The organism is Stenotrophomonas sp. YJH_SMC_131 (genome assembly GCF_059367975.1).
Map to the genome: position 1 here is coordinate 156,775 of NZ_JCAFRJ010000002.1, position 26,967 is coordinate 183,741.

General features: G+C 68.5%; 19 protein-coding genes. 9 read left to right on the top strand and 10 right to left on the bottom strand.

Going from position 1 to position 26,967, the window contains the following annotated elements; genetic code table 11:
- Nucleotides 1-10: 10 nt before the first annotated feature.
- Nucleotides 11-949 (top strand): alpha/beta hydrolase, encoded by a 939-nt coding sequence (locus tag AC5P56_RS04610; protein WP_049440328.1) that lies wholly within the window; start codon nucleotides 11-13, stop codon nucleotides 947-949.
- A gap of 8 nt (nucleotides 950-957) precedes the next feature.
- On the opposite strand, the gene AC5P56_RS04615 is transcribed toward AC5P56_RS04610, so the two are convergent.
- Together AC5P56_RS04615 and AC5P56_RS04620 are read right to left on the bottom strand one after the other, a co-directional pair.
- Nucleotides 958-1,380, bottom strand: a complete 423-nt coding sequence (locus AC5P56_RS04615) for a response regulator (RefSeq protein WP_014648113.1) — start codon at nucleotides 1,378-1,380, stop codon at nucleotides 958-960.
- A gap of 92 nt (nucleotides 1,381-1,472) precedes the next feature.
- Nucleotides 1,473-2,240 (bottom strand): CPBP family glutamic-type intramembrane protease, encoded by a 768-nt coding sequence (locus AC5P56_RS04620; protein ID WP_262224798.1) that lies wholly within the window; start codon nucleotides 2,238-2,240, stop codon nucleotides 1,473-1,475.
- Nucleotides 2,241-2,389: 149 nt separating this feature from the next.
- Between AC5P56_RS04620 and AC5P56_RS04625 the strand changes: the two genes are divergently transcribed.
- The gene (locus AC5P56_RS04625; protein WP_111206108.1) at nucleotides 2,390-2,695 is read left to right on the top strand and encodes a TFIIB-type zinc ribbon-containing protein; all 306 of its coding nucleotides are present in this window, start codon (nucleotides 2,390-2,392) and stop codon (nucleotides 2,693-2,695) included.
- A gap of 78 nt (nucleotides 2,696-2,773) precedes the next feature.
- Here AC5P56_RS04625 and AC5P56_RS04630 read toward each other — a convergent pair whose 3' ends face one another.
- From AC5P56_RS04630 to AC5P56_RS04655, 6 genes are all read right to left on the bottom strand, one after another.
- Nucleotides 2,774-3,286, bottom strand: coding sequence for a GNAT family N-acetyltransferase (locus tag AC5P56_RS04630; protein WP_111206107.1), 513 nt, complete (start codon nucleotides 3,284-3,286; stop codon nucleotides 2,774-2,776).
- A gap of 81 nt (nucleotides 3,287-3,367) precedes the next feature.
- Nucleotides 3,368-4,378, bottom strand: a complete 1,011-nt coding sequence (locus AC5P56_RS04635) for a copper resistance protein B (RefSeq protein WP_495231477.1) — start codon at nucleotides 4,376-4,378, stop codon at nucleotides 3,368-3,370.
- Nucleotides 4,375-6,186: a copper resistance system multicopper oxidase gene (locus AC5P56_RS04640; protein ID WP_134809202.1), complete on the bottom strand. Its 1,812-nt coding sequence runs from the start codon at nucleotides 6,184-6,186 to the stop codon at nucleotides 4,375-4,377. Before AC5P56_RS04640 ends, AC5P56_RS04635 begins: the two co-directional genes overlap by 4 nt.
- A gap of 75 nt (nucleotides 6,187-6,261) precedes the next feature.
- Nucleotides 6,262-6,642, bottom strand: coding sequence for a CopL family metal-binding regulatory protein (locus tag AC5P56_RS04645; RefSeq protein ID WP_014648107.1), 381 nt, complete (start codon nucleotides 6,640-6,642; stop codon nucleotides 6,262-6,264).
- 204 nt (nucleotides 6,643-6,846) lie between these two features.
- Nucleotides 6,847-8,652, bottom strand: a complete 1,806-nt coding sequence (gene recQ / locus AC5P56_RS04650; protein ID WP_032958973.1) for a DNA helicase RecQ — start codon at nucleotides 8,650-8,652, stop codon at nucleotides 6,847-6,849.
- Between the two features lie 572 nt (nucleotides 8,653-9,224).
- A complete protein-coding gene (locus AC5P56_RS04655) occupies nucleotides 9,225-9,773 on the bottom strand; it encodes a Dps family protein (protein ID WP_126411278.1) in 549 nt (182 codons plus the stop codon).
- Nucleotides 9,774-9,859: 86 nt separating this feature from the next.
- Here AC5P56_RS04655 and hrpA point away from each other — a divergent pair, with 86 nt between their 5' ends.
- Entirely contained in the window at nucleotides 9,860-13,942 is a 4,083-nt protein-coding gene (hrpA, locus tag AC5P56_RS04660; protein WP_088475712.1) for an ATP-dependent RNA helicase HrpA, read from the top strand.
- Between the two features lie 75 nt (nucleotides 13,943-14,017).
- On the opposite strand, the gene AC5P56_RS04665 is transcribed toward hrpA, so the two are convergent.
- Nucleotides 14,018-14,542: a hypothetical protein gene (locus tag AC5P56_RS04665; protein WP_014648104.1), complete on the bottom strand. Its 525-nt coding sequence runs from the start codon at nucleotides 14,540-14,542 to the stop codon at nucleotides 14,018-14,020.
- A gap of 130 nt (nucleotides 14,543-14,672) precedes the next feature.
- Between AC5P56_RS04665 and AC5P56_RS04670 the strand changes: the two genes are divergently transcribed.
- Nucleotides 14,673-16,829, top strand: a complete 2,157-nt coding sequence (locus AC5P56_RS04670; protein ID WP_053496019.1) for a RelA/SpoT family protein — start codon at nucleotides 14,673-14,675, stop codon at nucleotides 16,827-16,829.
- A gap of 30 nt (nucleotides 16,830-16,859) precedes the next feature.
- A complete protein-coding gene (locus tag AC5P56_RS04675) occupies nucleotides 16,860-18,425 on the top strand; it encodes a hypothetical protein (protein WP_049440314.1) in 1,566 nt (521 codons plus the stop codon).
- On the opposite strand, the gene AC5P56_RS04680 is transcribed toward AC5P56_RS04675, so the two are convergent.
- Nucleotides 18,422-20,521 carry a glycosyltransferase gene (locus tag AC5P56_RS04680; protein WP_014648101.1) on the bottom strand — a complete coding sequence of 700 codons (2,100 nt, stop codon included), beginning with the start codon at nucleotides 20,519-20,521 and terminating at the stop codon, nucleotides 18,422-18,424. The two genes, AC5P56_RS04675 and AC5P56_RS04680, sit on opposite strands and share 4 nt — an antisense overlap.
- Before the next feature lie 96 nt (nucleotides 20,522-20,617).
- On the opposite strand from AC5P56_RS04680, the gene mrcB reads away from it, so the two are divergent.
- From mrcB to tsaB, 4 genes are all read left to right on the top strand, one after another.
- Nucleotides 20,618-23,056 carry a penicillin-binding protein 1B gene (mrcB, locus tag AC5P56_RS04685; RefSeq protein ID WP_014648100.1) on the top strand — a complete coding sequence of 813 codons (2,439 nt, stop codon included), beginning with the start codon at nucleotides 20,618-20,620 and terminating at the stop codon, nucleotides 23,054-23,056.
- A complete protein-coding gene (locus tag AC5P56_RS04690; RefSeq protein ID WP_014648099.1) occupies nucleotides 23,053-23,589 on the top strand; it encodes a hypothetical protein in 537 nt (178 codons plus the stop codon). The genes mrcB and AC5P56_RS04690 overlap by 4 nt, the downstream gene beginning before the upstream one ends.
- A 593-nt stretch (nucleotides 23,590-24,182) precedes the next feature.
- Entirely contained in the window at nucleotides 24,183-26,231 is a 2,049-nt protein-coding gene (gene yoaA, locus AC5P56_RS04695) for a DNA repair helicase YoaA (protein ID WP_134809193.1), read from the top strand.
- A 9-nt stretch (nucleotides 26,232-26,240) separates the two neighbouring features.
- Entirely contained in the window at nucleotides 26,241-26,954 is a 714-nt protein-coding gene (gene tsaB / locus AC5P56_RS04700) for a tRNA (adenosine(37)-N6)-threonylcarbamoyltransferase complex dimerization subunit type 1 TsaB (RefSeq protein WP_495231478.1), read from the top strand.
- Nucleotides 26,955-26,967: the final 13 nt, after the last annotated feature.

The window sequence follows — 26,967 nt, forward strand, 5'->3', positions numbered from 1 at the left end:
GAGAGTGTGGATGCAGCGTGTGCGTGGATGGAGTGTGGCGGCCTGCCTGGCCATGGGGGGCTGTGCGATGTCGGTGGCGCCACCGGCAACTCTGGATGAAGCGAAGGAAAGCGCGGCCACCGCCGCGCAGGGCGTGGTGCTGCCGGATACCGAGGCGCTGCGCGTGCACGACCCGGTGGGACGCGATTACCCGATCTGGGTGGCGTTGCCGGCCGACTACGCCGCACATCCGGAAAAGCACTATCCGGTGCTGTACGTGACCGATGCGCTGTACAGCTTCCCGCTGGTGCGCAGCGTGCGCAACCTGGTCGGGCAGAAGGGCGTCAACATCGAGGATTTCATCCTGGTCGGGCTGCCGCCGCAGGAAGGCCTGACCTCCAGGCAGAGCCGCTCGCGGGATTACACGCCGAGCGATCCGGCGCGCACCGATCCGCGTGACTATAGCGACGACGTCAGCTACGGCGGCGCCGCGCATTACCGCGACTTCCTCGCCGAGCGCGTACTGCCGCTGATCGATGCGCGCTACCGCACCGATCCGGCGCGGCGAGCCTATGCCGGTCATTCCTATGGCGGCCTGTTCGGCGCCTACGTGCTGACCACGCGCCCGGACATGTTCCGCAGCTACATCCTGTCCAGCCCGTCGCTGTGGTTCGACAACCATCGGGTGCCGCGCATGCTGGCCGAAGCCAAGGCGCCTGCGCAGCCGACCACGGTGGTGCTGTCGATCGGCAGCTTCGAAACGGTCAAGCCGGAGCCGCGCTATTTCACCCGCAACGACATGCTGCGCCACAACGCCGAGTTCGCCGAGCAGCTGCGCAGCAGCGGGCGATCATTGAAGGTGGAGAACATGGTGATCGACGGCGAGGACCATTTCACCGTCTACCCGGACATGATCACCCGCGCGCTGCTGAAGGTGTTCCCGGGTACCGGGCCGTACAGCAGCGGTTGATGAGTGCCTCAGGCCGCCTGTGCGTCCGGCCCGGTCAATACGCCCACATCGGCGTGCCGGAAGCACAGCCGGATGGCGTCGAGCAGCTCGCTCATGTTGTAGGGTTTGGGCAGGAAATGGATGCCGTCGCGCAGCTGCGGCAGCACCTGGTGCTGGTCCATGCCCGACGTCACCAGGATCGGCAGCTGGGGATACAGGCTGCGGACCCGGTTGGCGGCTTCAATGCCACTGATCGCACCCAGATTGACGTCGGTGAACAGCAGGTCGAAACGCTCACCGGCCGCCAGCAGGCCCAGCGCCGCTTCGGCAGAGCTCACGCCCACTACGTGGCAGGCCTGGCTTTCCAGCGCCAGTCGGCTCAGCTCGCGGGTTTCCTCGGCGTCCTCGATGAGCAGGACGCGGGGTTCAACGTGGCGCTTGGACAGCAACATGACGCGACAACTCCGGACAGCAACGGTGAAAAGGCGCGCAAGTATGCGCAAGCCGGTAGTGATCCCGACGTGCACGGCAAGCTAAGCGGGCGTTACAGCCCTCTCTGGCGCCTGAACCGCACGTGCCAGGCCAGCACCGCCACCGCGAGCAGGGCGGTGCCGATGCGCAGGCAGGTGGCCTGCCAACCCAATGCGATGGCGTCATCGAGGCTGAACACATTCCAGGCAAGGTTCATCGAAACATGCAGGACCAGGCCGCACCACAGGGTGTCGCCGTCGAGGTGGTCGAGCCAGGCGAAGATGAAGCCGCCCAGCGCGATCACCGCGCCAATGAACAGTGCGATGCCGCCGCCGTCGAACCCGCCGAAGCCGAGCCAGTGCACCATGCCGAACAGCAGTGCCTGCGGCAGCGCGAGCAACGGCCACGGACCGCGCACGATCTTCACCAGCAGCACGAAGCCGAGGCCACGGAACAGCACTTCCTCGGCCAGCGGGAACAGCGCGGCCAGCATCGTGGCATCCAGCCCAGTCAGCGCCGTGTTCGGAGTTCCGAGCAGCGCCAGTCCCAGCCAGCAGGGCAGGCTGGCCAGCAGCACCCACAACGGGCCGCCCCAGCCGTTTCCGCGCAGTCCCAAGCTGGCCATCAGGCCCATGTCACGGGGCCGCAGCAGCGCGGCCAGCAGCAGTGCCACCAGTACCGCCAGCGCGTTGTCCAACAGGCTACCGCCATAGGGGATGGGCAGTGCGGGAACCGGTGTGCCGATGGCCGCGGCGATATCCCGCAGGTTCAGGCCAAGGCCGACACCCAGCAGCACCAGCAACAGGCGCGCGGTGGTGGGCAGGCGGGACAACACGGTCATGTACGCATTCCCTGCGGAACAAGGGCGCAGTGTGCCGCGCGGTACGCATGTGGGCACGCGCCGGAAGTCCCTGTGCCATCGGTCACGCGTTGCCGCACAGTCATCGCGGTGCAGGTACAGTCGAAACCAGACCGACAGGAGCAATACCGATGCTGTGCCCCGTGTGCAAGACCCAGACGCTGCAGATGGCCGAACGCCACGGCATCGAGATCGATTACTGCCCAAGTTGCCGCGGCGTGTGGCTGGATCGTGGTGAGCTGGACAAGATCATCGAGCGCGCAGGCGCCGGTGCGGCCGTACCGCCGGCAGCGCCCGTGCTGGCTCAGCCGGCGTCGCCGCCACCGGTGATGCACCGTGATACCCGCCACCTCGGCCAGCGCTACGAGGACAACCGGGGCCAGGGCTACAAGAAAAAGAAGAAGGACAGCTTCCTGTCGGAACTGTTCGATTTCTAGTTTGTAGCGTCGAGCCATGCTCGACTGGATATTGCGGCCCCTGGCCAAGCATGGCTCGACGCTACATGGGCTGCATGATCACGGCCGCCGCAGGATGAACTCGCGGTCGTGGGTATCACCGACGATGAAGTCGTACTCGCCGACCTTGCTGCAGCCATAGCGCGCGTAGAAGCGCTGCGCGCCGAAGTTTTCTTCCCATACGCCCACCCACAGGGTGCGGCGCCGCGGCTGGTCCAGCCAGGCCATGAACGCGTCCATCAGGCGTGCACCATGGCCGCCGTTCTGGTGTGCGGCCAGGATGTAGAACCGCTTCAGTTCGATGTCGCCCTCGCGTGCATCGGCATGCGGCAGGGTGTTGGCACCGGCGGCCAGGTAGCCGACCACGGCGTCGCCGTCCATCAGCAGCCAGATGGCACTGCGTGGGTCGGACAGTTCAGTGCGCTGCGGTTCGCTGCTGTAGTGCGCCTGCAGGAAATCATGCAGCTCCTGCGCGGGGTACGAGTCGCCCCAGGTTTCGGTGTAGGTGGTGATGGCGATCGCCGACAGGGCGTCGACATCGGCAAGGGTGGCGCGGCGGATCTGCAACGACATGGCGGTGCCTGCACTGGAACGTGGCGCAGTGTAGCCGGCCCCGGCGGCTGCCGGGGCTGGCCATTGCGCACGAGCCGCTGCTCAGAACCACATGCGCACGCCGGCCACCCAGCGTGTGTCGCGCGCGTGGTCGCCGGCGTAGTCGGCGGTGTCGCCAAACGTGCGCTCGTGGCTGATGCCAATGTATGGCGCAAAGCGGCGGCTGAACTCATAGCGCAGGCGCAGCCCGGCTTCGACCTTGTTCAGTCCGCGACCAATGCCGTACTCCGGTTCATCCCTGGCAGCGACGGTGGCTTCCAGCAGCGGCTGCAGGATCAGGCGGTTGGTCAGCAGCACGTCGTACTCGACCTCGGCCTTGGCCAGCACCTGGCCGCCGGAACCCATATACAGCGTGGCCGAGCTCTCGAACTTGTACGGTGCCAGCCCCTGGATGCCGATGGCCGCCCACGTGCGCGAGTCGGCCGGGCGGAAGTCCTGGCGCACGCCGACCAGCACGTCCCACCACGGCGACACGCTGCGGCCATACAGTGCTTCCAGCGACGATGACTCGGTGCGGCCGCGGCTGCGTTCGCCATCGGTGCGCAGCCACAGGCGGTTGATGTTGCCACCGATCCAGCCGGTGGCCTCCCAGGCCTGGCCATTGCTGCTCTTGCCGTCCCAATGTTCGAGGCGGTCGATCAGCAGCAGGCTGTTGATCTCCGGCGCATGCTCCATCGCACCGTGCGCGATCGGTGGGAATGCGGCGGCACGATCGGCATCGGTCGGCACCGGGATGCGGGCGCGCGGTTCGGTGGGCGCGGGCGTGGCATGGCCCATTGCCCCGTGGTCCATCTGCGAATGGTCCATCGCCGCCGGTTGCATCGCGCCATGGTCCATCTTCGGGTGATCCATGCCGGCATGATCTGTGGCGCCCGAATCCATCTTCGAATGGTCCATCTTCGAATGATCGGCCTGTTCGACCGGCGCGTTGGCGGTCTTTGCGGGCGGATCCATCGCGGCCATGTCATGCCCGGCGTGCGACTGCGCGAACACCGGCAATGCGGCGGCCAGGCCCAGGGCCAGCAGGCTGGAGGAAAGCAGTGAGCGGCTCATTCTTCGATCCTCACTTCGCGCATCATGCCCGCTTCCATGTGGTACAGCAGATGGCAGTGGTAGGCCCAGCGGCCGAGCGCATCGGCGCGCACGCGGTAGCTGCGGCGGGTGCCGGGCGGCATGTCGATGGTGTGCTTGCGCACCTGGAATTCCTCCTGCGCGTTCTCCAGATCGCTCCACACGCCATGCAGGTGGATCGGGTGCTGCATCATGGTGTCGTTGACCAGCACGATGCGCATGCGCTCGCCGTAGTTCAGCCGCAGCGGTTCGGCGCTGGCGAACGGAATGCCATCGAACGACCAGGAGAATTTCTCCATGTGCCCGGTCAGGTGCAGTTCGATCTCACGGCTGGGCTCGCGGCCATCGGGGTCCTCGAACAGGCTGCGCATCGCGCCATAGGTCAGCACCTGGCGGCCGTTGTCGCGCAGGCCGATGCCGGGGTCGTCCAGCTTCGGTTCGGTCGCCGAGCTCTGCATGTCCACCAGCGGGTTGTTGCGCTCGCTGGGCGGGTGCTTTGGCGCCTTGCTGGCGGCATCACCGCCGCCATGCGCACCGTGGCCCATGCTGGCGCCGCAGCCGCCCTCCATGCCCTTCATCGCGGCCATGTCGTGGCCGCCGTGGCCACCACTGCCCATGTCGTGGCCCATGTCGCTCATCGTCAGCAACGGGCGTGGGTCGCGCTCGGGAATCGGCGCCTGCAGGCCATGGCGCACCGCCAGCGTGCCGGCGGCGAAGCCGGTGCGGCCCATGTCCTGGCAGAAGATGGTAAACGCGTCCTGGCCGGTGGGCTCGACCAGCACATCGTAGGTTTCGGCGGGAGCGATGCGGAACTCATCGATGCTGACCGGATGGATGTACTGGCCATCGGCGGCGACCACGGTCATCTTCAGGCCGGGAATGCGCACATCGAAGTAGGTCATCGAGGCGCCATTGATGAAACGCAGCAGCACCTTCTCGCCGCTGCGGAACAGCCCGGTCCAGTTGCCGGCCGGGGCGGTGCCGTTCATCAGGTAGGTGTAGGTGTGGGCGTTGATGTCGGAGATGTCGGTCGGCGTCATCCGCATCCGCCCCCACATGCCACGGTCGGACAGCGCGGCTGACCAGCCCCCGCGCTTCACGTCACGCAGGAAGTCAGGCAGGGTGCGCTTGTAGTAGTTGTCATGCTCGGCGAGCTTCTTCATGCGCCGGAACAGCGCACCCGGATCCATGTCGGTCCAGTCGGACAGCATGATCACGTGCTCGCGGTCGTGCCTGTACGGCGCCGGTTCGGCCGGATCGATGATCAGCGCGCCGTACAGGCCGGCCTGCTCCTGGAACATCGAGTGGCTGTGGTACCAGTAGGTACCCGACTGCTTCAGCTGGAAGTGGTAGTGGTAGGTCTCGCCGGGGCCGATGCCGTTGAAGCTCAGGCCGGGCACGCCGTCCATGTTGGCCGGCAGCAGGATGCCGTGCCAGTGGATCGAGGTCGGGTGGCGTTCCAGCGTGTTGCGCACGAACAGGTCCACGGTCTGGCCTTCGCGCCAGCGCAGGATCGGCGCCGGCAGCGATCCATTGACGGTGATCGCCGGGCGGGTGCGGCCGGTGAAGTTGGCCAGTGATTCGCCGATGGCCAGTTCGATGCGGGTGTCGCTGAGCACGGCTGGGGCGCCGGCCAGGCGCGGGGTGGCCGTGGCGGCGGCGAGCGCGCGCTGTGGTACGCCGACGGCGGCGATGCCGGCAACCACGCCGCCGGCGGCCAGGCCCTGCACGAACAGGCGGCGCGACGGCATGGGCACGGCGCCCGGACCGGGGGGAATGCGGGTATTCATGGTGGTGACTCCAGACACGTAAAGACGCCGGCAGGTGGCCGGCTACGGTGCGCAGGGCGCACGGTGCATGTGGAATCAGCCGATGGGAGGGCGTGAGATCGGCGGCAGCGGCGGCGCCGGACGGCCGGTGGCCGGCATCGGCTGTGGTGCCAGCGACAACGCCGGGCCGGCCATGAACGGCAACGGCTGCACCACCAGCAACGGGTGCTGGGCACAGCTGCGCACGCAGTCCTTGATCTGGCAGTGGGCGTCGTGGGCGGGGGCCTTGGCCTGCGGGGCCGGGTCGGCCTGCATGCCGGCGTGGTGGCAGTCGGCGTCACCGCCAGCTGCGGCGGCCGCGACGGCGTGTGCCATCCGCCCCATTTCTTCATGACCGCTGGCCATGGCCGCGTTCAGCCCGTTGAGCAACAGGCTGAGCATGAGCACGACACGAAGCAGGGTCGAAGCCAGGGACATGGCGCTAATCTAGCCGCAAGCGGGCGCGGATGCACTTCCGGCTGAATGGCCGGTTCAAGGTTGGAGCTGCACCAAGGTGGAGCCGGGCCCGCGCTCGGCTGCTGTTCGCGCAGGGGCAGCCGAGCGTGGGCTCGGCTCTACAGGGGCGCCCGCGCGCCGTTGGGACCATGCCCGGCGGCCGCGCAGCGCGGCAACGCGATACCGTCAGCCCTCTTCGCGCACGATCTCGACCAGGCGCGGGCCGTAACGGCTCAGCTTGGTGCCGCCGATGCCGCCGACCCGTGCCAGTGCATCCAGGCTGGTCGGGCGCTGTTCGGCGATGTTGCGCAGGGTGCTGTCGTGGAAGATCACGAACGCCGGCACGTTCTGTTCGCGGGCCAGTTCGGCACGCAGGCCGCGCAGGGCGTTGAACAGCGCCAGATCCTGCGGCAGTACCGACAGCCCGGTACGCTGCGCACTGCGCTCGCGCCCGCTGGTGCTGCTGGCCGGGTCGCGGCGCATGCTGATCTGTCGGCGGCCGGTCAGTACGTCGCGGCTGGCGTCGGTCAGGCGCAGGCCGCCGTGGCCCTCGCTGTCCACTTCCAGCAGGCTGGCGGCGACCAGTTGGCGGAACACGCTGCGCCAGGTGCGCGCATCCAGATCGCGACCGATCGCATAGGTGCTGAGCTTGTCGTGGCCCTGCTGCTTCACCTTCTCGTTCTCGCTGCCACGCAGGATGTCGATCAGGTGGCCGACGCCGAAGCGCTGGCCGCTGCGGTAGACGCAGCTCAGCGCCTTCTGTGCCGGAATGGTCGCGTCCCACGAGGCCGGCGGTGTCAGGCAGTTGTCGCAGTTGCCGCAGGGCTGGGGGTAGGTCTCGCCGAAACCGGCCAGCAGCACCTGGCGGCGGCACTGCATGGATTCGCAGTAGCCCAGCAGATGGTCGAGCTTGGCCCGCTCCAGCTGCTTGCGCTCTTCGCCGGCCTCGGACTGCTCGATCATCTGCTTGAGCAGCACCACGTCGCCCAGGCCGTAGCACAGCCAGGCCTCGGCGGCCTCGCCATCGCGACCGGCGCGGCCGGTTTCCTGGTAGTAGCCTTCCATCGACTTGGGCAGGTCGGTATGCGCGACAAAGCGCACGTCCGGCTTGTCGATGCCCATGCCGAAGGCGATGGTGGCGCACATCACGATGCCGTCCTCGCGCAGGAAGCGGCGCTGGTTGTTCGCGCGCACGTCCGGCGGCAGGCCGGCGTGGTAGGGCAGGGCGTTGAAGCCCTGGCCGCAGAGGAATTCAGCGGTCTCCTCGACCTTGCGCCGCGACATGCAGTAGACGATGCCGGCCTCGCCACGGTGGCTGCGCAGGAAGTCGGTCAGCTGCTTGCGGGCGTTGTCCTTCTGCACCACGGTGTAGCGGATGTTGGGGCGGTCGAAGGAGCTGACGAAGTGGCGTGCTTCCTGCAGATCAAGGCGCTCGGCGATCTCGCGCTGGGTTGGCGGATCGGCGGTGGCGGTCAGCGCGATCCTCGGGATCTGCGGCCAGCGCTCGTGCAGCACGGTCAGCTGGCGGTATTCCGGGCGGAAGTCGTGGCCCCACTGCGACACGCAGTGTGCTTCGTCGATGGCGAACAGGGCGATCTGGCTGCGCGACAGCAGCGACAGGAAGCGACCGGTCAGCAGCCGCTCGGGAGCGACATAGAGCATGTCCAGCTCACCGGCGAGCAGTTCGCGCTCGACGCGGCCGGCAGTCTCGGCATCCAGGGTGGAATTCAGGTACTCGGCGCGCACGCCGAGCTGGCGCAGGGCTTCGACCTGGTCCTGCATCAGCGCGATCAGCGGCGAGATGACGATGCCGCAACCGTCACGCAGCAGGGCCGGGACCTGGTAGCACAGCGATTTGCCGCCGCCGGTGGGCATCAGCACCAGGGCATCGTGACCGGCAGCCACATGCTCCACGATGTCCTGCTGCGGACCACGGAAATCGTCGTAACCAAAGACGCGTTGGAGCAGGTCGTGCGCGGGACGGGAAGCCATCCGGTTAGTTTACCCCGGAGGGAGGGGTAGGGGTTCGGCAGGGCTGCGCCCTGCACCTGCTGCAAGCCAGTGCAACGTCAAAGGCAACAGCCGGCTCTGGGCTGTCTGCTTATTGGGCGGGGCGGTGTGGGCTTGCAGGACACGCCGTAAACCCGTCCTTGGGGGCTCGATGGCGCCATCCATGGCGCCAACGGTCCTGCAAGCCCACACCGCCCCACCCCCGACAGTTTCCCGGTGACGGGGGGCCAGATCAATCCACGCCATGCGTGGATGAAAACTGTCAGAACTCGACAAACAAAATGGGGTCAGATCCGTTTTCCTGGGGAAAACGGATCTGACCCCAATGGCTTTGCCGGCAGATCGCGGAGAACTGCCGAAGGCGGGGTGGGTCCGGTGGCAGGGGTGTCCGCGGCATGGATGCCGCGGCCAAGCTCCCAAGGACGGGTTTACGGCGTCCCCTGCCACCGGACCCATCCCGCCTACCCACAGGAGGCCAGCTTTTGCTCTGGCTCTGGCCTTGGCTTTAAGGCCTCTGCGGGTGCAGGGCGCAGCCCTGCCGGGCCCCCCAACTCTTACTGCAGCAGCGAGCGCAGCATCCAGGCGTACTTCTCGTGGGTCTGCAGCCGCTGGGTCATCAGATCCTCGGTCGGGGCGTCGTCTCCCTTGGCCGCCACCTCCAGCACTTCACGTGCCGTACGGCAGACTGCTTCGTTGGCGACCACCAACTGGCGTACCATTTCACGCCAGTCCGCGCTGTCGGTCAGGCCCGGTTCCTCGGCGATCGAGGTCAGCGCAGCGAATTCCCGGTAGGAGCCCGGGGCATTGAAGCCCAGCGCGCGGATGCGCTCGGCCACGTCGTCCAGTGCCGCCCACTGCTCGGTGTACTGCGTCTCGAACATGGTGTGCAGCGAGTTGAACATCGACCCGGTCACGTTCCAGTGGAAGTTGTGCGTCTTCAGGTAGAGCGTGAACGCATCGGCCTGGAAGCGCGACAGACCGTCGGCGATCTTCTTGCGGTCGCCCTGGGTGATCCCGATATCGACGTTCGGCGCCGACGGTGCCGCCGCTGCAAGCTTCTGCTTGCCGGTCTTGGCCTTGGTCGTGCTCTTGGTCTTCGCCATGGGGTTCCTCCTTGTGGAATCGTTGGCCTTCACAATAAACCGGTCGTGATGACTGGTCGCTATCAAAGTTTTGAACGAACCGATTGATGAACTCTATCGATAAAAATCCATCGTCCCGCCTGCGCCAACAGCGCGCCGCCATCGACGGCGCCATGAGCCGCGACCGGGGCCGTTTGCTGGGGATGCTCTCGCGTTGCCAGGCCAAGCCACAGGATGCGGCGTTGGCCGCTACCTTCGAGCAGGCCTTGCAGGCGTCGGTGCAGCGCCGGCAGGTCCGGGCGCAGCAGCAGCCGTCCATTACTCTGGACCCGCAGCTGCCGATTGCGCGTGAAGCCGACGCCATCATCGGGCTGATCCGCGACCATCAGGTGGTGGTGATCGCTGGTGAAACCGGCTCGGGCAAGACCACCCAGCTGCCGAAACTGTGCCTGGCCGCAGGCCGTGGCCAGGCCGGCATGATCGGCTGCACCCAGCCGCGACGGATTGCCGCACGTGCGGTGGCAAGCCGCGTGGCGCAGGAACTGCAGAGCGAACTGGGCCAGTTGGTCGGCTACCAGGTGCGCTTCAACGACAAGGTCAGCGACGACAGCCGCATCAAGTTCATGACCGACGGCATCCTGCTGGCGGAGATCGCCAGTGACCGCTGGTTGTCGAACTACGACACGATCATCGTCGACGAGGCGCACGAACGCAGCCTCAACATCGATTTCCTGCTGGGCTACCTGAAGCAGCTGCTGCGCAAGCGCCCGGACCTGAAACTGATCGTCACCTCGGCCACCATCGATACCGAACGCTTCGCCCAGCATTTCGACAATGCGCCGGTGATCAGCGTCGAAGGCCGCACCTACCCGGTGGAAGTGCGCTATCGCGCGCTGGAAGGCGAGGGCGAAGACCAGGGCGAACGCACCGTCAACGACGCCATCGTGTCGGCCATCGACGAGATCACCCGCCTGGATGCGCGCGGCGACGTGCTGATCTTCCTGCCGGGCGAACGCGAGATCCGCGATGCGCACCAGTCGCTGGAGCGCCGCAAGTACCGCAACACCGAGGTGCTGCCGCTCTATGCGCGGCTGTCCAACCAGGACCAGGACCGGGTGTTCAATCCCGGGCCGAACCGGCGCATCGTGCTGGCCACCAACGTCGCGGAGACCTCGCTGACGGTGCCGCGCATCCGCTACGTGGTCGATCCGGGCTTTGCCCGCGTCAAGCGCTACAGTCCGCGCAACAAGCTGGACCGCCTGCACATCGAGCCGATCTCGCAGGCCAGCGCCAACCAGCGCAAGGGCCGCTGCGGCCGTATCGCCGAGGGCATCTGTTACCGCCTGTACGCCGAAGCCGATTTCCAGGCGCGGCCGGAGTTCACCGATCCGGAAATCCGCCGCTCCAGCCTGGCCGGGGTGATCCTGCGCATGCTGCAGCTGGGCCTGGGCCGCATCGAGGAGTTTCCGTTCCTGGAAGCGCCGGACGAGCGTGCGGTGGCCGATGGCTGGCAGCAGCTGACCGAACTGGGTGCGATCGACGCCGAGCGGCGCATGACCACCATCGGCAAGCAGATGGCACGCCTGCCGGTGGACGTGAAGCTGGCGCGCATGCTGGTCGCCGCGCAGGCCGCCGGCTGCCTGCGGCCGATGCTGGTGATCGCCTCGTTCCTGGGCATCCAGGACCCGCGCGAACGTCCGCCCGAAGCACGCGGTGCCGCCGACAGCGCGCATGCGCAGTTCGCCGATGGTCGTTCCGAGTTCGTTGGCGTGCTGCGCCTGTGGGATGCCTACCGGCAGGCCCATGAAGACCTGACCCAGTCCAAGCTGCGCGACTGGTGCGGCCGTCATTTCCTCGGCTTCCTGCGCATGCGCGAGTGGCGCGAGCTGCACCGCCAGCTGCGGCTGCTGTGCGAGGAACTGGGCTGGAAGGAAGAGGCCAACGAGGCGTCGATGGCGCCGTTGCTGGCCGGCAGCAGTGCGCCGGCGGCAGCGCGTGATGATGCCGCCGCAGTGAAGGCCACCCGTGGCCAGCTGCACCGCGCTGCACGCCTGGCCCGCGAAGGCAAGGCCGAAGCGGCGCCGACGCCGGTGGCCGTACGTGCACAGAAGGAGCAGGCACCGGCGGGCGGCGGCTTCAGCGAACGCGTGCGCGCGGCTGCCTACCAGACCCTGCACCGGGCGTTGGTGGCGGGCCTGCCGACGCAGATCGGGCACCGCACCGAGAAGGGCGATTTCCAGGCGCCACGCCAGCGCCGTTTCCTGCCGTTCCCCGGTTCGGCGCTGTCCAAGCGCCCGCCGCCGTGGTTGCTGGTGGCCAACCTGCTGGACACGCAGAAGGTCTGGGGCATGACCCTGGCCGCGATCGAGCCGGACTGGGTCATCGCCGAACTGCCGCACCTGCTGCTGCGCAAGCACTTCGACCCGCACTGGTCGCGCGCGCAGGGCCAGGTGCTGGCCTCCGAGCAGATCAGCCTGTTCGGCCTGGTGCTGGCACCGAAGAAGCCGGTGCACTACGGCCGCATCGCACCGGGCGAGGCGCACGACATCTTCGTGCGCCAGGCGCTGGTGACCGGCGAGATCAACACCCGCGCCAGCTTCGTGGCCGACAACCAGAAAGTGCTGGAGGTCGCCCGCGAGGAGGAAGCGAAGCTGCGCCGCGCCGGCATCGTGGCCGACGAGGACTGGCAGGCGCGCTGGTACCTGGACCGGGTGCCGCCGCAGATCCATTCGGCCGCAGGGCTGGATACCTGGTGGAAGGGGCTGGCGCCGGAACAGCGCAAGACCCTGCACTGGTCACTGGTCGACCTGTTGCCGGGTGAGGGCAGCGAACAGGAGCGCTACCCGAAGTACCTGCCACTGGGCCAGGCGCGCCTGCCACTGCACTACCGCTTCGAGCCGGGTGCCGATGATGACGGCGTGACCCTGGACGTGCCGCTGCACCTGCTCAACGCGCTGGACCCGGTGCAGCTGGGCTGGCTGGCGCCTGGCTTCGTCGCCGACAAGGCCTCGGCACTCATCCGCAGCCTGCCCAAGGCGATGCGCCGCAACTACGTGCCGGCGCCGGACTTCGGTCGTGCGTTCTTCGAGGCATTCCCGCAGCCCAGCGCCGATGCCATCACTGGCGAACTGGCGCGCTTTTTGTCACGTGCCACCGGCGCGACGGTGACGGCGCTCGATTTCGAACCCGCTTCGATCGAACCGCACCTGCACATGAACCTGCGCCTGCGCGACGAGCACGGCAAGGTGCTGGCGACCTCGCGGGATCTGGATGCGTTGCGCGCGAAATTCGGCGGCCGTGCCGGCGATGCCTTCGCTGCACGGGCGGGGCGCGAGATGGCGGCCGATGGCCTGCGCACGTTCCCGGCCGCGCCGATTCCGCTGCAGGTGCCCGGTGAAGCCGGCGTTCCGGCCTATCCGGCGCTGCTGGACGAGGGCGACAGCGTGGCGCTGCGCATCTTCGCCGATCGCCAGCAGGCGCAGGAGGCCCACCCGCTGGGTGTGCGCCGGCTGCTGGAGATTGCCCTGGCCGAGAAGGTCAAGCAGGCGCGCAAGCAGCTGCCGGTGGGTGCCAAGACCGGCCTGCTGTATGCCGCGATCGAATCGCAGGAACGCCTGCGTGGAGACCTGGTGGATGCGGCGATGAACGCGGTGCTGGCCGAAGGCCTGGAAGACATCCGCGATGCGGCAGCCTTCGAGCAACGCCGCGAGCATGCGGCCAAGGCCCTGTTCGGCGAGGCGATGTCGCGGCTGAAACTGGCCGAGTCCATCCTGGCGCTGGTGGCGGAACTGAAGCCGTTGCTGGAGGCGCCGTTGATGGGCTGGGCGCGTGGCAACCTGGACGACATGGAAGCGCAGCTGGCCGGGCTGATCCACCCCGGCTTCCTGCGCGACACGCCGGCCGACGCGCTGGCGCAGTACCCGCGCTACCTGAAGGCGATGATCCTGCGCACCGAGCGTGCCAAGCGTGATCCGCCGCGTGACCAGGCGCGCATGCTGGAATTGCACCCGTTCCTGGAGGCGCTGGAAGCGGGCGAGCAGCAGGGCCTGCGTGATCGCCCGCAATGGCAGGCGCTGCGTTGGGATCTGGAAGAGCTGCGGGTGTCGTTGTTCGCGCAGGAGCTGGGGGCACGCACCGGCATTTCGGCGAAGAAGCTGGCGCAGCGGGTGGCTGCACTTCGCCAGGCGTGAACGCGCGCCATGGTCGCCCCATCGGGCGACCATGGCCGCCGGGCATGGATCCGGCACGGCCGGAATGCCCGGGCGTTACTTGGTGCGACGAACCTTCGGTTGCACGTTCACCCCGTCCACCTTCATGTACCAGGCGCCCATCACGCCCGGGCGCATGCTGACGTTCGGCGCTTCCTTGCGGCCACCGGAATAGTGCGTGGCGTCTATCTGCTCCCACTCCTGGCCGTTCTGCAGCACGTAGCGGCGGCCCTGGCCGAAGCCACGGAATTCGCCCTGCAGGGTGCTTTCGATCGGTTCGCTGCTGCCGAAGTCCAGGAAGCCGCGGTTCTTCTTGATCACTTCCTGGCGGCCTTCTTCGCGCGCTGCGGCGACGGCCTGGGTGGTGGCCGCCTCGACCTTGCCCTGCAGCCAGCGGTTGAGCGTGGCCAGTTCAGCGGCGCTGAGCTTGTCCAGGCCGGCGGCCTTGAACTCGGTGGGCGACATCTGCTGCTGCAGGTCGCCCTCCACCACGCGCTGGGCCAGCGCAGGCGCGGACAGGGACAGCAACACGGCGGCACAGGCCAGCAGCCGTGGACGGACGCGCAGGGCAATCGAAGGCATGGCGGGTCTCTCCTGGATGTGTTGGCGAGTGTAGCGGCATGTCTTCATGCCGGGTGATGGTGGCCGCAGTGATTGTCCCTGAACGACGCCGGCGCTAGTGTAGGGGCCTCTGTCTTGCCTGCTCGATGCTGTGAACCGCGCTTCCGTCCCTGGCCTGGATGCCTTGTTGAACCGTCCCTCGGCAGCGGTGCTGCCTGCTCCGCTGCGCCAGGCCCTGCGCGAGCATTGGGAAGCGCCGGATTGCGACCACCAGATGCGTGCCACCTGGTCGGTGCTGGGCGATACCCTTGATGCGCTGGCGATGCTCTCGGCCGACGAAGGCGCGGTGGTGGCAGCATTGCTGTTCGACCTGCCGGGCCTGCGCGCCAGCCTGGACCAGCTGCCGCTGGGCAGCCACCAGGCGGCGGTGATCGGCCTGCTCGATGGCCAGGATGCGGCCGACCCGGTGTGGGCGCTGCACGCCGGCCGTGAGGCCGGACGCAACAGCGAGGGCCTGCGCCGGCTGCTGCTGGCGATCATCCGCGACCTGCGCGTGGTGCCGATCCTGCTGGCGCGCCAGCTCGCGAGGATGCGCGCGGCCGACAAGCTGGACGACGAGCAACGCCGCGCGCTGGCCCAGCTGACCCGCGACATCCACGCGCCCCTGGCCAACCGCCTGGGCATCTGGCAGCTGAAGTGGGAGCTGGAGGACCTGGCGTTCCGCCACCTGGAACCGGAAACCTACCGCCGCATCGCCCGCGAGGTGGACGAAACCCGCATCGCCCGCGAGCGTTACGTCGAGAACGTCAAGAAGGTGCTGTCGCGCGAGCTGGTCGCCCAGGGCATCAAGGCCGAAGTCAGCGGCCGCCCGAAGCACATTTACAGCATCTGGCGGAAGATGCAGAAGAAGCGGCTGGCCTTCGACCAGCTGTATGACATCCGTGCGGTGCGCGTGATGGTCGACGACGTCGCCGCCTGCTACGCCGCGCTGGGCGTGGTGCACGCGCTGTGGGCGCCGGTACCAAGCGAGTTCGATGATTACATCGCACGCCCGAAGGCCAACGACTATCGCTCGCTGCATACCGCCGTGGTCGGCCCGGAAGGGCGCACCATCGAAGTGCAGATCCGTACCCATGAAATGCACTCGCAGGCCGAGCTGGGCGTGGCCGCGCACTGGAAGTACAAGGAAGGCGGCAAGGGCGCGGAGAAGTCCTTCGATCGCAAGATCACCTGGATGCGCCAGCTGCTGGAGCAGGCGCAGGACGGGCAGGGCAATGAACTGGCCGGGGCGCTCGATGCCGAGCTGACCGAGGACCGGGTCTATGCGCTGAGCCCGAAGGACGAGGTGCTGGACCTGCCGCAGGGCGCTACGCCGCTCGATTTCGCCTACCAGGTGCACACCATGGTCGGGCACCGCTGCCGCGGCGCCAAGGTCAACGGCCGTATCGTGCCGCTGACCTATCGCCTGCGCAGTGGCGACCGCGTCGAGATCCTGACCGGCAAGGAGGCCGACCCGCGCCGCGACTGGCTGATGCCGGCCAATGGCTTCCTGGCCAGCAACCGCTCGCGCGAGAAGGTGCGCAGCTGGTTCCACAAGCTGGACCGCGCGCGCAACGTGCAGGCCGGTCGCGAGCTGCTCGAGCGCGAGCTGAAGCGGCTGGGCCTGCAGCACTCGGACCTGGCCGTCGCGGCCAAGAAGTTCCATGCCGACAGCGTCGATGACCTGTACATCCAGGTGGCGCTGGGCGATACCGGCCCGAACCAGGTCAGCCGGACGTTGCTGGAGGCGGAACGTGCCGCCAGCCAGCCCGCGCCCGCGCCGCCCCTGCCGCGGCCGACCGCGCGCCGCGAGAACCTGGGCAAGTCCAAGTTCACCGTGCAGGGCGTGGGCAACCTGCTGGTGCAGCTGGCACGCTGCTGCCAGCCGGTGGCCGGCGAGCCGATCGTCGGCTACCTGACCCGTAGCCGTGGTGTCACTGTGCATCGTGCAGACTGCGCCGCGCTGGCCCGGCTGGCCGCCGCCAGCCCGCAGCGCATCCTGCCGGTGGAGTGGGGCCAGGCCGGTGGCGGCTACGAAGTGGACGTGGTGGTCGACGCGGTCGACCGCCGCTGGCTGCTGAAGGACATCACCAACCTGATCGCCCAGGAAGACGCTTACGTGCTCGACATCCACAGTGACAACGTGCGCAACAGTGGCCGTGCCCATCTGCGGCTGCGGCTGAAGGTCAGCGACTACGGGCAGTTGTCGACGCTGCTGGGCAAGCTTGATGCGCTGCCGGGCGTGAGCGAGGCACGTCGCCTCGGCTGAGCTTCACGCTGCCCCGGCTACCCTGCACGCATGGAACGCGAGCCCCCGCATCGCCCGCATGGCGCTGAACATCCTGCGCTGGACCGCGTCCGTCGCGAGGGTCGCTGGTGGTGGCTGCAGGCACGCCATGCGCGCCGGGTCTGGCGCTGGGCGCTGCTTGCGGCGCTGGCCGTGTTCGTGCTGCTGGTCCTGCTGCGCAAGCCGCTGGCCGACTGGTTCTGGGATGAGCCGCAGATCGAACAGCTGCTGGCCGAGGGGGATCGTGCGCTGGCCGCCGGTCGTTTGAGCGATGCCGATGGCAGTGGTGCGCGCGAGCGCTACCAGGCGGTGCTGGCGCTGGACGGTGATCGCCCGCAGGCGCGCCAGGGCCTGGCCAATACCGGCGCGGCAGCGCTGCAACAGGCGCGCGATCGCCTGCACGCCGGTGACCTGGACGGCAGCGCGCAGGCACTGGCACTGGCCCGTGAGCTGCAGGTGCCGCAGGGCGAAGCCGATGCGGTCGCCCGCCAGCTGCAGGCGCGACGCAGTGCCGGAGCCGGTATTGGTGCGTTGTTGGCCCAGGCGCGCAACGCGTTCGCGGCCGGACGCCTGGATGATGGCGACAGCAGTGCGTTGCCCTTGTTCCAGCGCATCCTTGCCCTGCAGCCGGACAACCTGCCGGCGCTGGAAGGGCGCGAAGATGCGCTGAGCGACCTGCTGCTGCAGGCGCGCACGCTGGCAGGGCGCGGAGAGCTGGCCGAGGCGGCCGCGATCCTGCGTCGTGCCCGCCAGTTCGATGCCGGTCATGCCGATCTGCCGGCCAGCGAGGAAGCCCTGGCGCGCGCGGTGGACCAGCGCCTGCAGCAGGCGCAGCGGGCACTGCAACGACAGCAGCTGGACGCCGCGGCCCAGGGTTTCCTGGCAGTGCTTGCGGTGGCGGCCGATGATCCCAATGCCCAGCGGGGGCGTGAGCAGGCGCTGCAGGCGGTGGTGGCGCGCAGCCAGACATCCGCCGACGACTTCCAGTTCGATGCGGCGCAACGCGATGCAGCTCTGGCGGCGGAGCTGGGCGCTTCGCAGGCAATCCGGCAGCAACTGGCACAGCGCCTGCAGCGTGCGCGCCAGGCGCAACAGGCCCTGCAGCAGCCCGCGATCAGTACGGCGCAGCGCGAACGCCAGCTGCGCGACCACCTGCGCAAGATCGAGCGTGCCGAACGTGCAGGGCAGTGGATCAGCCCACCGGGGCACAGCGCGTTCGACGCACTGCGCGAAGCCCAGTCACTGGCCCCCCGCGACACGCGGGTCAAGGCTGCCGCAGCACGCCTGCTGCCCGCCAGTCGCCGCTGCTTCGACGACAATCTGCGGCAGAACCGGGTACAGGCGGCGGGTGCCTGCCTGCAGGCCTGGCAGACGCTGTCACCGACCGCAGCGGGCCTGCCCTCGGCGCGGCTGCGGTTGGCCCAGCGCTGGCTGGCGATCGGCAGCGAACGGCTCGGCAATGGCGACCTGGCCTTTGCCGCGCACGCTGCCGAACAGGCGCGGTTGCTGCAACCGGACCTGGCCGAACTGCCGGCGTTCGAAGACCGCCTGCGTCGCGCCGGTGGACGGGCGGACTAGGCGAAGAACACCCGCTGCACGGTCGCGCGGGCGGCATCAAGTGAGAAATGCTGGGCGACGTTGGCCAGGCCGGCATCGGACAACTGCTGCCACAGCTGTGGATCCTGGTACAGGCGGATCACCGCATCGGCGAAACCGACAGCGTCATCGGCCACCAGCACGTCCTGGCCGGGATGCAGGTGCATGCCTTCCACGGCGCAGGTGGTACCGACCACCGGCTGGCCGTGGGCCATGCTCAGGTTGATCTTGCCCTTCACGCCGGCGCCGAACCGCAGCGGCGCAATGGCGATGCGCGCGCCGTCCATGTAGGGCGTGATGTCTTCGACGAACCCGTGCATCTGCACACCGGGCTGGCGTGCGGCCAGTGCCAGCAGCGACTCCGGCGCCGCGGCGCCGATGCAGTGCAGGCGCACTTCCGGCAACCGGGCGCGGATGCGGGCAAAGACCTCGCCGATGAACCATTCCATGCCGTCAAGGTTCGGCGGATGACGGAAGCCACCGACAAACACCAGGTCGCGCCGCTGCTCGAATACGGCGCCGGCACCGGCGACCTCATGCAGGTTGGAGATCAGCTCCACCCGCACCTGCGGCGCATCGGACTGCAGCTGCTCCCGTTCGGCCGCACTGACCAGCACGGTGATGTCGCACTGCTCCATCACGGCCAGTTCGCTGCTGCGGGTACGTTCCGCTGCACGCAGCAGGGTTGCGTCGCCGGCGACTTCGGCACCGCGGCGTTCGCGCAGGTAGTGCAGGTCAACGGTGTCGAACACGGTCCGTGCCTGCGGTGCATAGCGCTTGAGCAGCGGCAGGCATTCGTGGGCGACGTGGTGACGCACCAGCATTGCCACGTCGAAACGCGATCCGTGGCTGCGCAGCCAGCCGGCTACGCCGTCCAGGAAGGGCGCGTACCAGACTTCCACGCCCATCCGTTGCAGCGCTTCGGTGGCCGCACCGGCGTGCTCGCGCCGGGTCGGTACGAACACAACGTGGGCGCCGCCCTGCAGCAGCAGGCGGATCAGATTGACCTGGCGCAGTGACCCGGAATCGCGATCCGGCTGCGGTACTTCCTCGTCCAGGATCAGCACCTGGCGCCGGCCGCGCAGCAGCAGCGCCGGAGACGGCACTTCGCCGACCGCCGGATGACGGCCCAGTTCGGTGGCCCAGCGGGCGGCGAAGATGGCCTGGTTGCGTACCTGGTAGGCCTTCACCCCGCTGCCGGTGTCGGTACCGTTGCTGGTGCCTTCGTCGTGGATCACCCGGCTGGCCGGCTGCACCAGCACGCGCAGGCCGTGTGCACGCACGCGGAAGGCCAGGTCGGTGTCCTCGTAGTAGGCCGGCTTGTAGCGGGTGTCGAAGCCGTCCAGCTGCTGCCAGAGGGCGCGTGGCAGCATCAGCGCCGCGCCCGAGCAGTAGTCGACGTCGCGCAGGCTGGCAAAGCGCGGATCATCGGCGGCCTCGAAGCGGCCGTAGCTCCAGCCACTGCCATCGGCGAAGATCACCCCGCCCGACTCCTGCAGGCGGCCATCCGGGTACAGCAGCTGGCTGCCGACCAGGCCGGCGTCGGGCACGCTGCCGAAGGTGTCCAGCAGGGCGTCGAGCCAGCCCGGCTGCGGCACCGTATCGTTGTTCAGCAGTACCACGTAGCGGCCGCGTGCGCGCGATACACCGTCATTGCAGGCTTCAATGAAGCCGCCGTTGTGCGCGCGCACTTCATAGCGCAGCCCGGCCACCTGCGGCATCCACTGCACGGTGGCATCGCTGCTGCCGTCATCCACTACCAGGATCTCGCACGCGGCGGCCGGCGGGTGCGCCGCCAGGGCGCGCAGGCAGGCCACGGTGTGGGCGACGTGGTTGTAGACCGGGATGACGATGCTCACCTCCGGCGACTCGCTGAACGGCACCGTGAAGGGGGCGAAATCCTGCGCTGGCGGCAGGAACAGTGGCGTGCGCGGGGCGGGGACGGCGCGCTGGGCATGCACGCGGATGCGTTGCCAGGTGGCACGCCAGCCACGGGTGCGCAGGCTTGCCAGGCTCCGGCGGGCCAGGCCCGACAGGCGGTTGATCAGGTATCGGATCTCGGCCAGGGACATCGCCATCCGGTTGCAACTCCAGCTTAAGCAGGGGAACCCGGGAGAATTCGCCAGCCGCAGCGGCTGGGGTAGACTCGCCAGACCCTACATTCTCGCATTCCCGTGCCCCGACGCTACGATTCCGACGACATCGACGATTCCGACGACGACCAGCAGGACAACGGTCCGCTGTGGCGGCGCCGGCTGATCACCTGGAGCATGGCTGCGGTCGCGTTGGGATTGGGTTTCCTCATTCCCTATACGCTGTACCTGAACCAACAGGTGACCCAGCGTTTCGGTGAACTGCGCTGGCAGATCCCGACGCGCGTGTACGCGCGCCCGCTGGTGCTCACCCCCGGCAAGGCGATGGATGCGTCTACGCTGAAGACCGAGCTGGCCGCCTCTGCCTACCGCGATGACGGGCAGGGCAAGGAGCCGGCCACCTATGCGGTGAACGGCGGGCGCTTCGTCATCTCCAGCCGCGGCTTCAACGACGTTGACGGCCGGGTGGCCCCGCGCCGGGTGGAGCTGTCGCTGGCCGATGGCGGCGTGGCCTCGCTGCGCGACGCCGACAACCGCAAGGCGCTGAAGGCCGCGCGGCTGGATCCGGCGCGCATCGCCACCCTGTACGGCCAGAAGCAGGAAGAGCGCCGCCTGATCCGCATGGACGAGGCGCCGGACCTGCTGGTGACTGGCCTGCAGGCGGTGGAGGACAAGGACTTCAACCGCCACCACGGCATCGACCTGTCCGGCATCGCGCGCGCGGTGTGGGTGACGATCCGTTCCGGTGGCCAGAGCCGCCAGGGCGCTTCGACGCTGACCCAGCAGCTGGCCCGCAGCGGCCTGCTCGGCATCGGCAAGGAGCAGACGGTCACCCGCAAGTTCAATGAGGTGCTGTACGCACTGATCATGGAAGCGCGTTATGACAAGCGCACCATCTTCGAGGCCTATCTCAACCAGGTGTACCTGGGCCAGCGCGGCAGCCAGGCGATCCATGGCATGTCCTCCGGCGCCGAGTTCTGGTTCGGCCGTGACCTGCAGTCGCTGGAGACCGAGCAGATCGCACTGCTGATCGGCCTGGTCAAGGGGCCGTCCTTCTACGACCCGCGGCGCAACCCGGAGCGCGCGCTGGATCGCCGCAACTTCGTGCTGGGCAAGCTGCACGAGGCCACGCTGATCGACGATGCCGAGTACCAGCGCGCGCTGAAGGCACCGCTGGGCGTGCCCAAGACGCCCGGCCTGGTGGCAGCCAACCGCTTCCCGGCCTACGTTGACCTGGTCCGCCGCCAGCTCGGCCATGACTATCCGGAATCGGCGCTGCAGGGCGCGGGCCTGAGCGTGATGACCGGCATGTCGCCGTCCGCGCAGGCCTATGCCGAAGGCGCGGTGACCCGCACCATCAAGTCGCTGGAAAGCAAGCGCCGCCCCGAGCTGCAGGCCGGCATGGTGCTGACCGACGTGCACAACGGCGACGTGCTGGCGGTGATCGGCAGCCGCGAGGTGTCCGAGGTCGGCTTCAACCGCGCGATCGAGGCGCAGCGTCCGGTCGGTTCGCTGCTCAAGCCGTTCGTCTACCTGCTGGCCCTGGCGCAGCCGGACCGTTACTCGCTGGCCAGCTGGGTGGATGATTCGCCGGTGACGGTGCAGCTCGGCCGCGGCCGCAACTGGAGTCCCGGCAACGCGGACAACCGCAGCCACGGCACGGTGCGCCTGATCGACGCACTGGCGCATTCCTACAACCAGGCCACGGTGCGCGTGGGCATGCAGGTCGGCCCGGAGCGCGTGACCCAGCTGATCCATGTCCTGGCCGGCATCAAGGCTGACGCCAACCCGGCGGTGATCCTCGGCTCGACCGACCAGAGCCCGTACGCGATGGCGCAGCTGTACCAGTTCCTGGCGTCCGGCGGCGAGATCCAGCCGCTGCACGCGGTGCGTGGCGTGCTCGATCCGCAGGGCAAGCTGCTCAAGCGGTACGACAAGACCCCGGCACCGGCGCAGGAAGGCGACTCGATTGCCGCCAACCTGATCAGTGTCGGCCTGCAGCAGGTGGTCGCCAGCGGTACCGCGCAGCGGCTCAATGCCGATGGCCTCGGCCGCCTGCAGCCCGCCGGCAAGACCGGCACCACCAACGATGGCCGTGACAGCTGGTATGCCGGCTACACCGGTGATCACCTGGCAGTGATCTGGATCGGCAACGACCAGAACGCGCAAGCCGGCCTGTATGGCGCCACCGGCGCGATGCGGGTCTGGTCGGGCATCTTCCAGCGCCTGCCGAGCGCGCCGCTGCGGGTCAGCAACAAGGGCCTGGACTGGCAGTCGGTGGCTCCCACCGGCCTCAACAGCACCGATGAAGGCTGCCCCGGCGCGCGTCGTTTCCCGTTCGTGGTGGGCTATGCGCCTGCCTATGCGCCGTGCGCGCCGGCCGCGTCGCCGGAGGGGCAGGGCGAGGCCGAAGGCGAGGGCGGTGGCTGGCGCAGCTGGTTCGGCCTGGACCGCAAGCCGGAAGCGCCTGCCGAACCTGCCGCGGCACCTGCCGCCGCCACTCCTCCCCCGAGCCGATGATGCCGATGAACATGCGATCCCTGCTGCAGCCCCTGGCCCTGACCGGCCTCAGCCTGGCCCTGGCCGCCTGCGTGAGCAGCGCACCACCGGTGGTCAAGCCGGTCGATACCACCACGCCGGCGCAGCGCCTGGCTGCGGTGGATGCTGCAGCGGGTCCGGACGACAAGGAATTGTCGGTACAGCCGCTGCGTGATTCGCAGGTGGAAGATCTGCGGGTGACTGCACTGGCACAACGCCAGGCGAACGACCTGGCCGGCGCGGCCAGCAGCCTGGACCACGCGCTGGAGATCGTGGCGGGTGACCCGGCAGTGCTGCAGGAACGTGCCGAACTGGCGCTGCTGCAGGGCCAGTGGGCGCAGGCGGAGACGTTCGCGCGCAAGGCGGTGGATCTGGGCTCGAAGACCGGGCCGCTGTGCCGCCGGCATTGGGCGACGATCGAGCAGTCGCGCCTGGCGCGGGGCGAGAAGGAGAATGCGGTGTCGGCGCATGCGCAGATTGAGGGCTGCACGGTGCCGGGGATCAAGCGGTACTGAGTTTCCAGCCAACGGCACAGCCCCTCGTGGCTGTGGGTTGGTCGCTGAAGCCAGAAGCAAAAGCCGCGCTTGGCCGGGCGGGGTGGGTTCGCGGGGGACGCCGTGAACCCGTCCCTGGGGGCTTGGCCGCGGCATCCATGCCGCGGACACCCCCGCGAACCCACCCCGCCCAACCTCTGACAGTTTCCGTGTGCGTCCAGCCACGGAAAAGAAAAAGAAAATCAAAAGCGGGTCGCGCGCTGCGCGCACTCGTTGTGGGGTCGGATCCGTTTTCCGCAGGAAAACGGATCCGACCCCTTCTTGTTTCCGTTCCACCCACCGCTTCTGAAAGGGCAGTCGAGCAAGCTCGACGCGACGCCGCGCGTGCATCCGTCACTGGGAAACTGTCGAGGGTGGGTCGGGAGGGGCAGGCAGGACCGTTGGCGCCATGGATGGCGCCATCGAGCCCCCATGGATGGGTTTACGGCGTGTCCTGCCTGCCCCTCCCGGCCTGCCCAGCACGTAAAAACCCAGAGCCATGGACACCGCTGTTGCTGTTGCCCTGGCTTGAAACGGGTGCCGTGCAGCGCCCGGCCGGGTATCCTCTCCCTCTGATGTCCGACCTTGTCCATGCCAGCCGCGAAGCCCTCAGCGAAGGCGGCGCGCTCGCCTCGCATCTGGATGCCTTTGTCCCGCGTCCGGCACAGCTGCACCTGACCGACGCCATCGCCGAAGCGCTGCAGCAGCGCGACCTGCTGCTGGCCGAGGCCGGTACAGGCACCGGCAAGACCTTCGCCTATCTGGTGCCGGTGCTGCTGTCCGGGCTGCGCACCATCATCTCCACCGGTACCCGCGCGTTGCAGGACCAGCTCTACCACCGCGATCTGCCGCGCGTGCGCCAGGCACTGGGCGTTGGCCTGCGCAGCGCGCTGCTGAAGGGGCGCGCGAATTACCTGTGCCGCTACCGCCTGCAGCAGGCGCGGGGCGAACCGCGTTTTTCCAGCCCGGAGCAGGCTGCGCAGTTCCAGCGCATCCTGGCCTGGTCCGGCCGTTCGGAGTTCGGTGACATCGCCGAACTGGAAGGCCTGGCCGATGACTCGCCGCTTCTGCCGATGGTCACTTCCACGGTCGACAACTGCCTGGGTACCGATTGCCCGTTCTGGGACGACTGCTTCGTGGTGCGCGCGCGCCAACGTGCGCAGGCTGCCGACGTGGTGGTGGTCAACCACCACCTGCTGCTGGCCGACCTGGCACTGAAACAGGACGGCTTCGGTGAGTTGCTGCCGGGGGCGCAGGCCTTTGTCATCGACGAGGCGCATCAGCTGCCCGAGTTGGCCGCGCAGTTTTTCGGCGAAGGCTTCGGCATGCGCCCGTGGCAGGAACTCGGCCGCGACTGCCTGGCCGAGGCGCGCGGCGTAGGCGGCGCGCAGTCGGCCCTGCAGGAACCGGTCGACCAGTTGCAGCAGGCGTTGCTGGCGCTGCGCTCGGCGATGGAGGGGCTGCCGCCACGGGGTACGCAGTGGCGTGCGCTGGCGATGCCACAGGTGCGCGATGGATTCGATACGGTGATGGCCGGCCTGGTGACGCTGGAGCAGGCACTGCAACCGCTGCGCGAGGCGGCGGCGGGTCTGGATGCCTGTCATGCGCGGGCACGCGAGGCGGTGTCGCGGCTGCAGCGCTGGCTGGGCGATGATGAGCCCACCCTCGATTTCGATACCGATCCGGCGGAGACCCCCCGTGCCGCCGATGTGCTCTGGTATGAGCTCACCCCGCGTGGTTTCCGCTGCCAGCGCACGCCGATGGATGTGTCCGGCCCGCTGCGCGAGCATCGCGAGCGCAGCCGCGCGGCATGGATCTTCACCTCGGCCACGCTGACCGTGGGCGGTGGCTTCGACCACATCGCCACGCGCCTGGGCCTGGACGATCCGCACACGCTGGTCCAGCCGAGCCCGTTCAACTGGCCCGAGCAGGCGTTGTGCTACCTGCCCGAAGGCCTGCCCGATCCGGCGGCGCGCGGGTTTGGCACCGCGCTGATCCAGACCTTGCGGCCGGTGTTGCAGGCCTCGCAGGGCAGGGCGTTCCTGTTGTTCGCCTCGCACCGTGCATTGCGCGAGGCCGCCGAGGCACTGCGCGACGGGCCGTGGCCGTTGTTCGTGCAGGGCGAGGCGCCACGCGCGGCGCTGCTGCAGCGTTTCCGCGAATCGGGCAATGGCGTGCTGCTGGGCTCGGCCAGTTTCCGCGAGGGCGTGGACGTGGTCGGCGAAGCGCTGAGCGTGGTGATGATCGACAAGCTGCCGTTCGCGGCACCGGATGACCCGGTATACGAGGCGCGGCTGGAGGCGATCCGCAGCCAGGGGGGCAACCCGTTCCGCGACGAGCAGCTGCCGCAGGCGGTGATCGCCCTGAAGCAGGGCGTTGGCCGCCTGATCCGCAGCGAAAGCGACCGGGGCGTGCTGGTCCTGTGCGATCCGCGCCTGCTCAACCGTGGCTATGGCCGGGTCTTTCTTGAGTCGCTGCCGCCGTTCCGGCGCACCCGCAGCCTGGCCGATGTGCAGGCCTTCTTTAGGCCACAATGGCTGCCCGTGGCCGATGATGCGGGTGCCCCGGCCGCCGTTGCGGCGGGCCCGGAGCCTGCTCCCGGTGCCACGTTCCCCTTGTTCTGACCTGATCCAATGAAACTGCTTGCCTTTGAAACCGCCACCGAAGCCTGTTCCGTTGCCCTGCATGTCGATGGGCAGGTGCTGGAACGCTTCGAGATCGCCCCGCGCCGGCACGCCGAGTTGAGCCTGCCGTGGGCCGAGGCGCTGCTGGCCGACGCCGGCATCAGCCGTCGCCAGCTTGATGGCATCGCCCTCAGTCGCGGTCCGGGTGCGTTCACGGGCGTGCGCCTGGCGATTGCCATTGCCCAGGGCATCGCACTGGCACTGGACCGCCCGCTGCTGCCGGTCTCGACGCTGCAGGTGTTGGCGCTGCGCGCACCGGCGGAAGAAACGCAGATCCTGTCGGCGATCGATGCGCGGATGGGCGAACTCTACGTCGCCCGCTTCGAGCGCGTGGACGGCCTGCCGGTCGCGCGCGATGCCGAGCGCGTCTGCGCGCCGGCAGCGGTGGCGCTGCCGGAAGGGCTGTCGGCCTACGGTGTCGGTACCGGGTTCGCCGCAGCCGAGGGTGCGCTGGTCGCGCAGCTCGGTACTGGCCTGCGCGGATTCGACGCCACGGCATTGCCGCGTGCGTCGGACGTGCTCGCACTGGCGGTGCTGGCGTTCGCGCGCGGCGAAGCCATTGCACCGGAGAAGGTCGAGCCGGCCTACCTGCGCGACAACGTGGCACTGACCCTGGTCGAGCAGCAGGCCGCGCGCGAGGCGAAGGCGAAGGCCAACGGCTGAGCCCCTCGTGGCG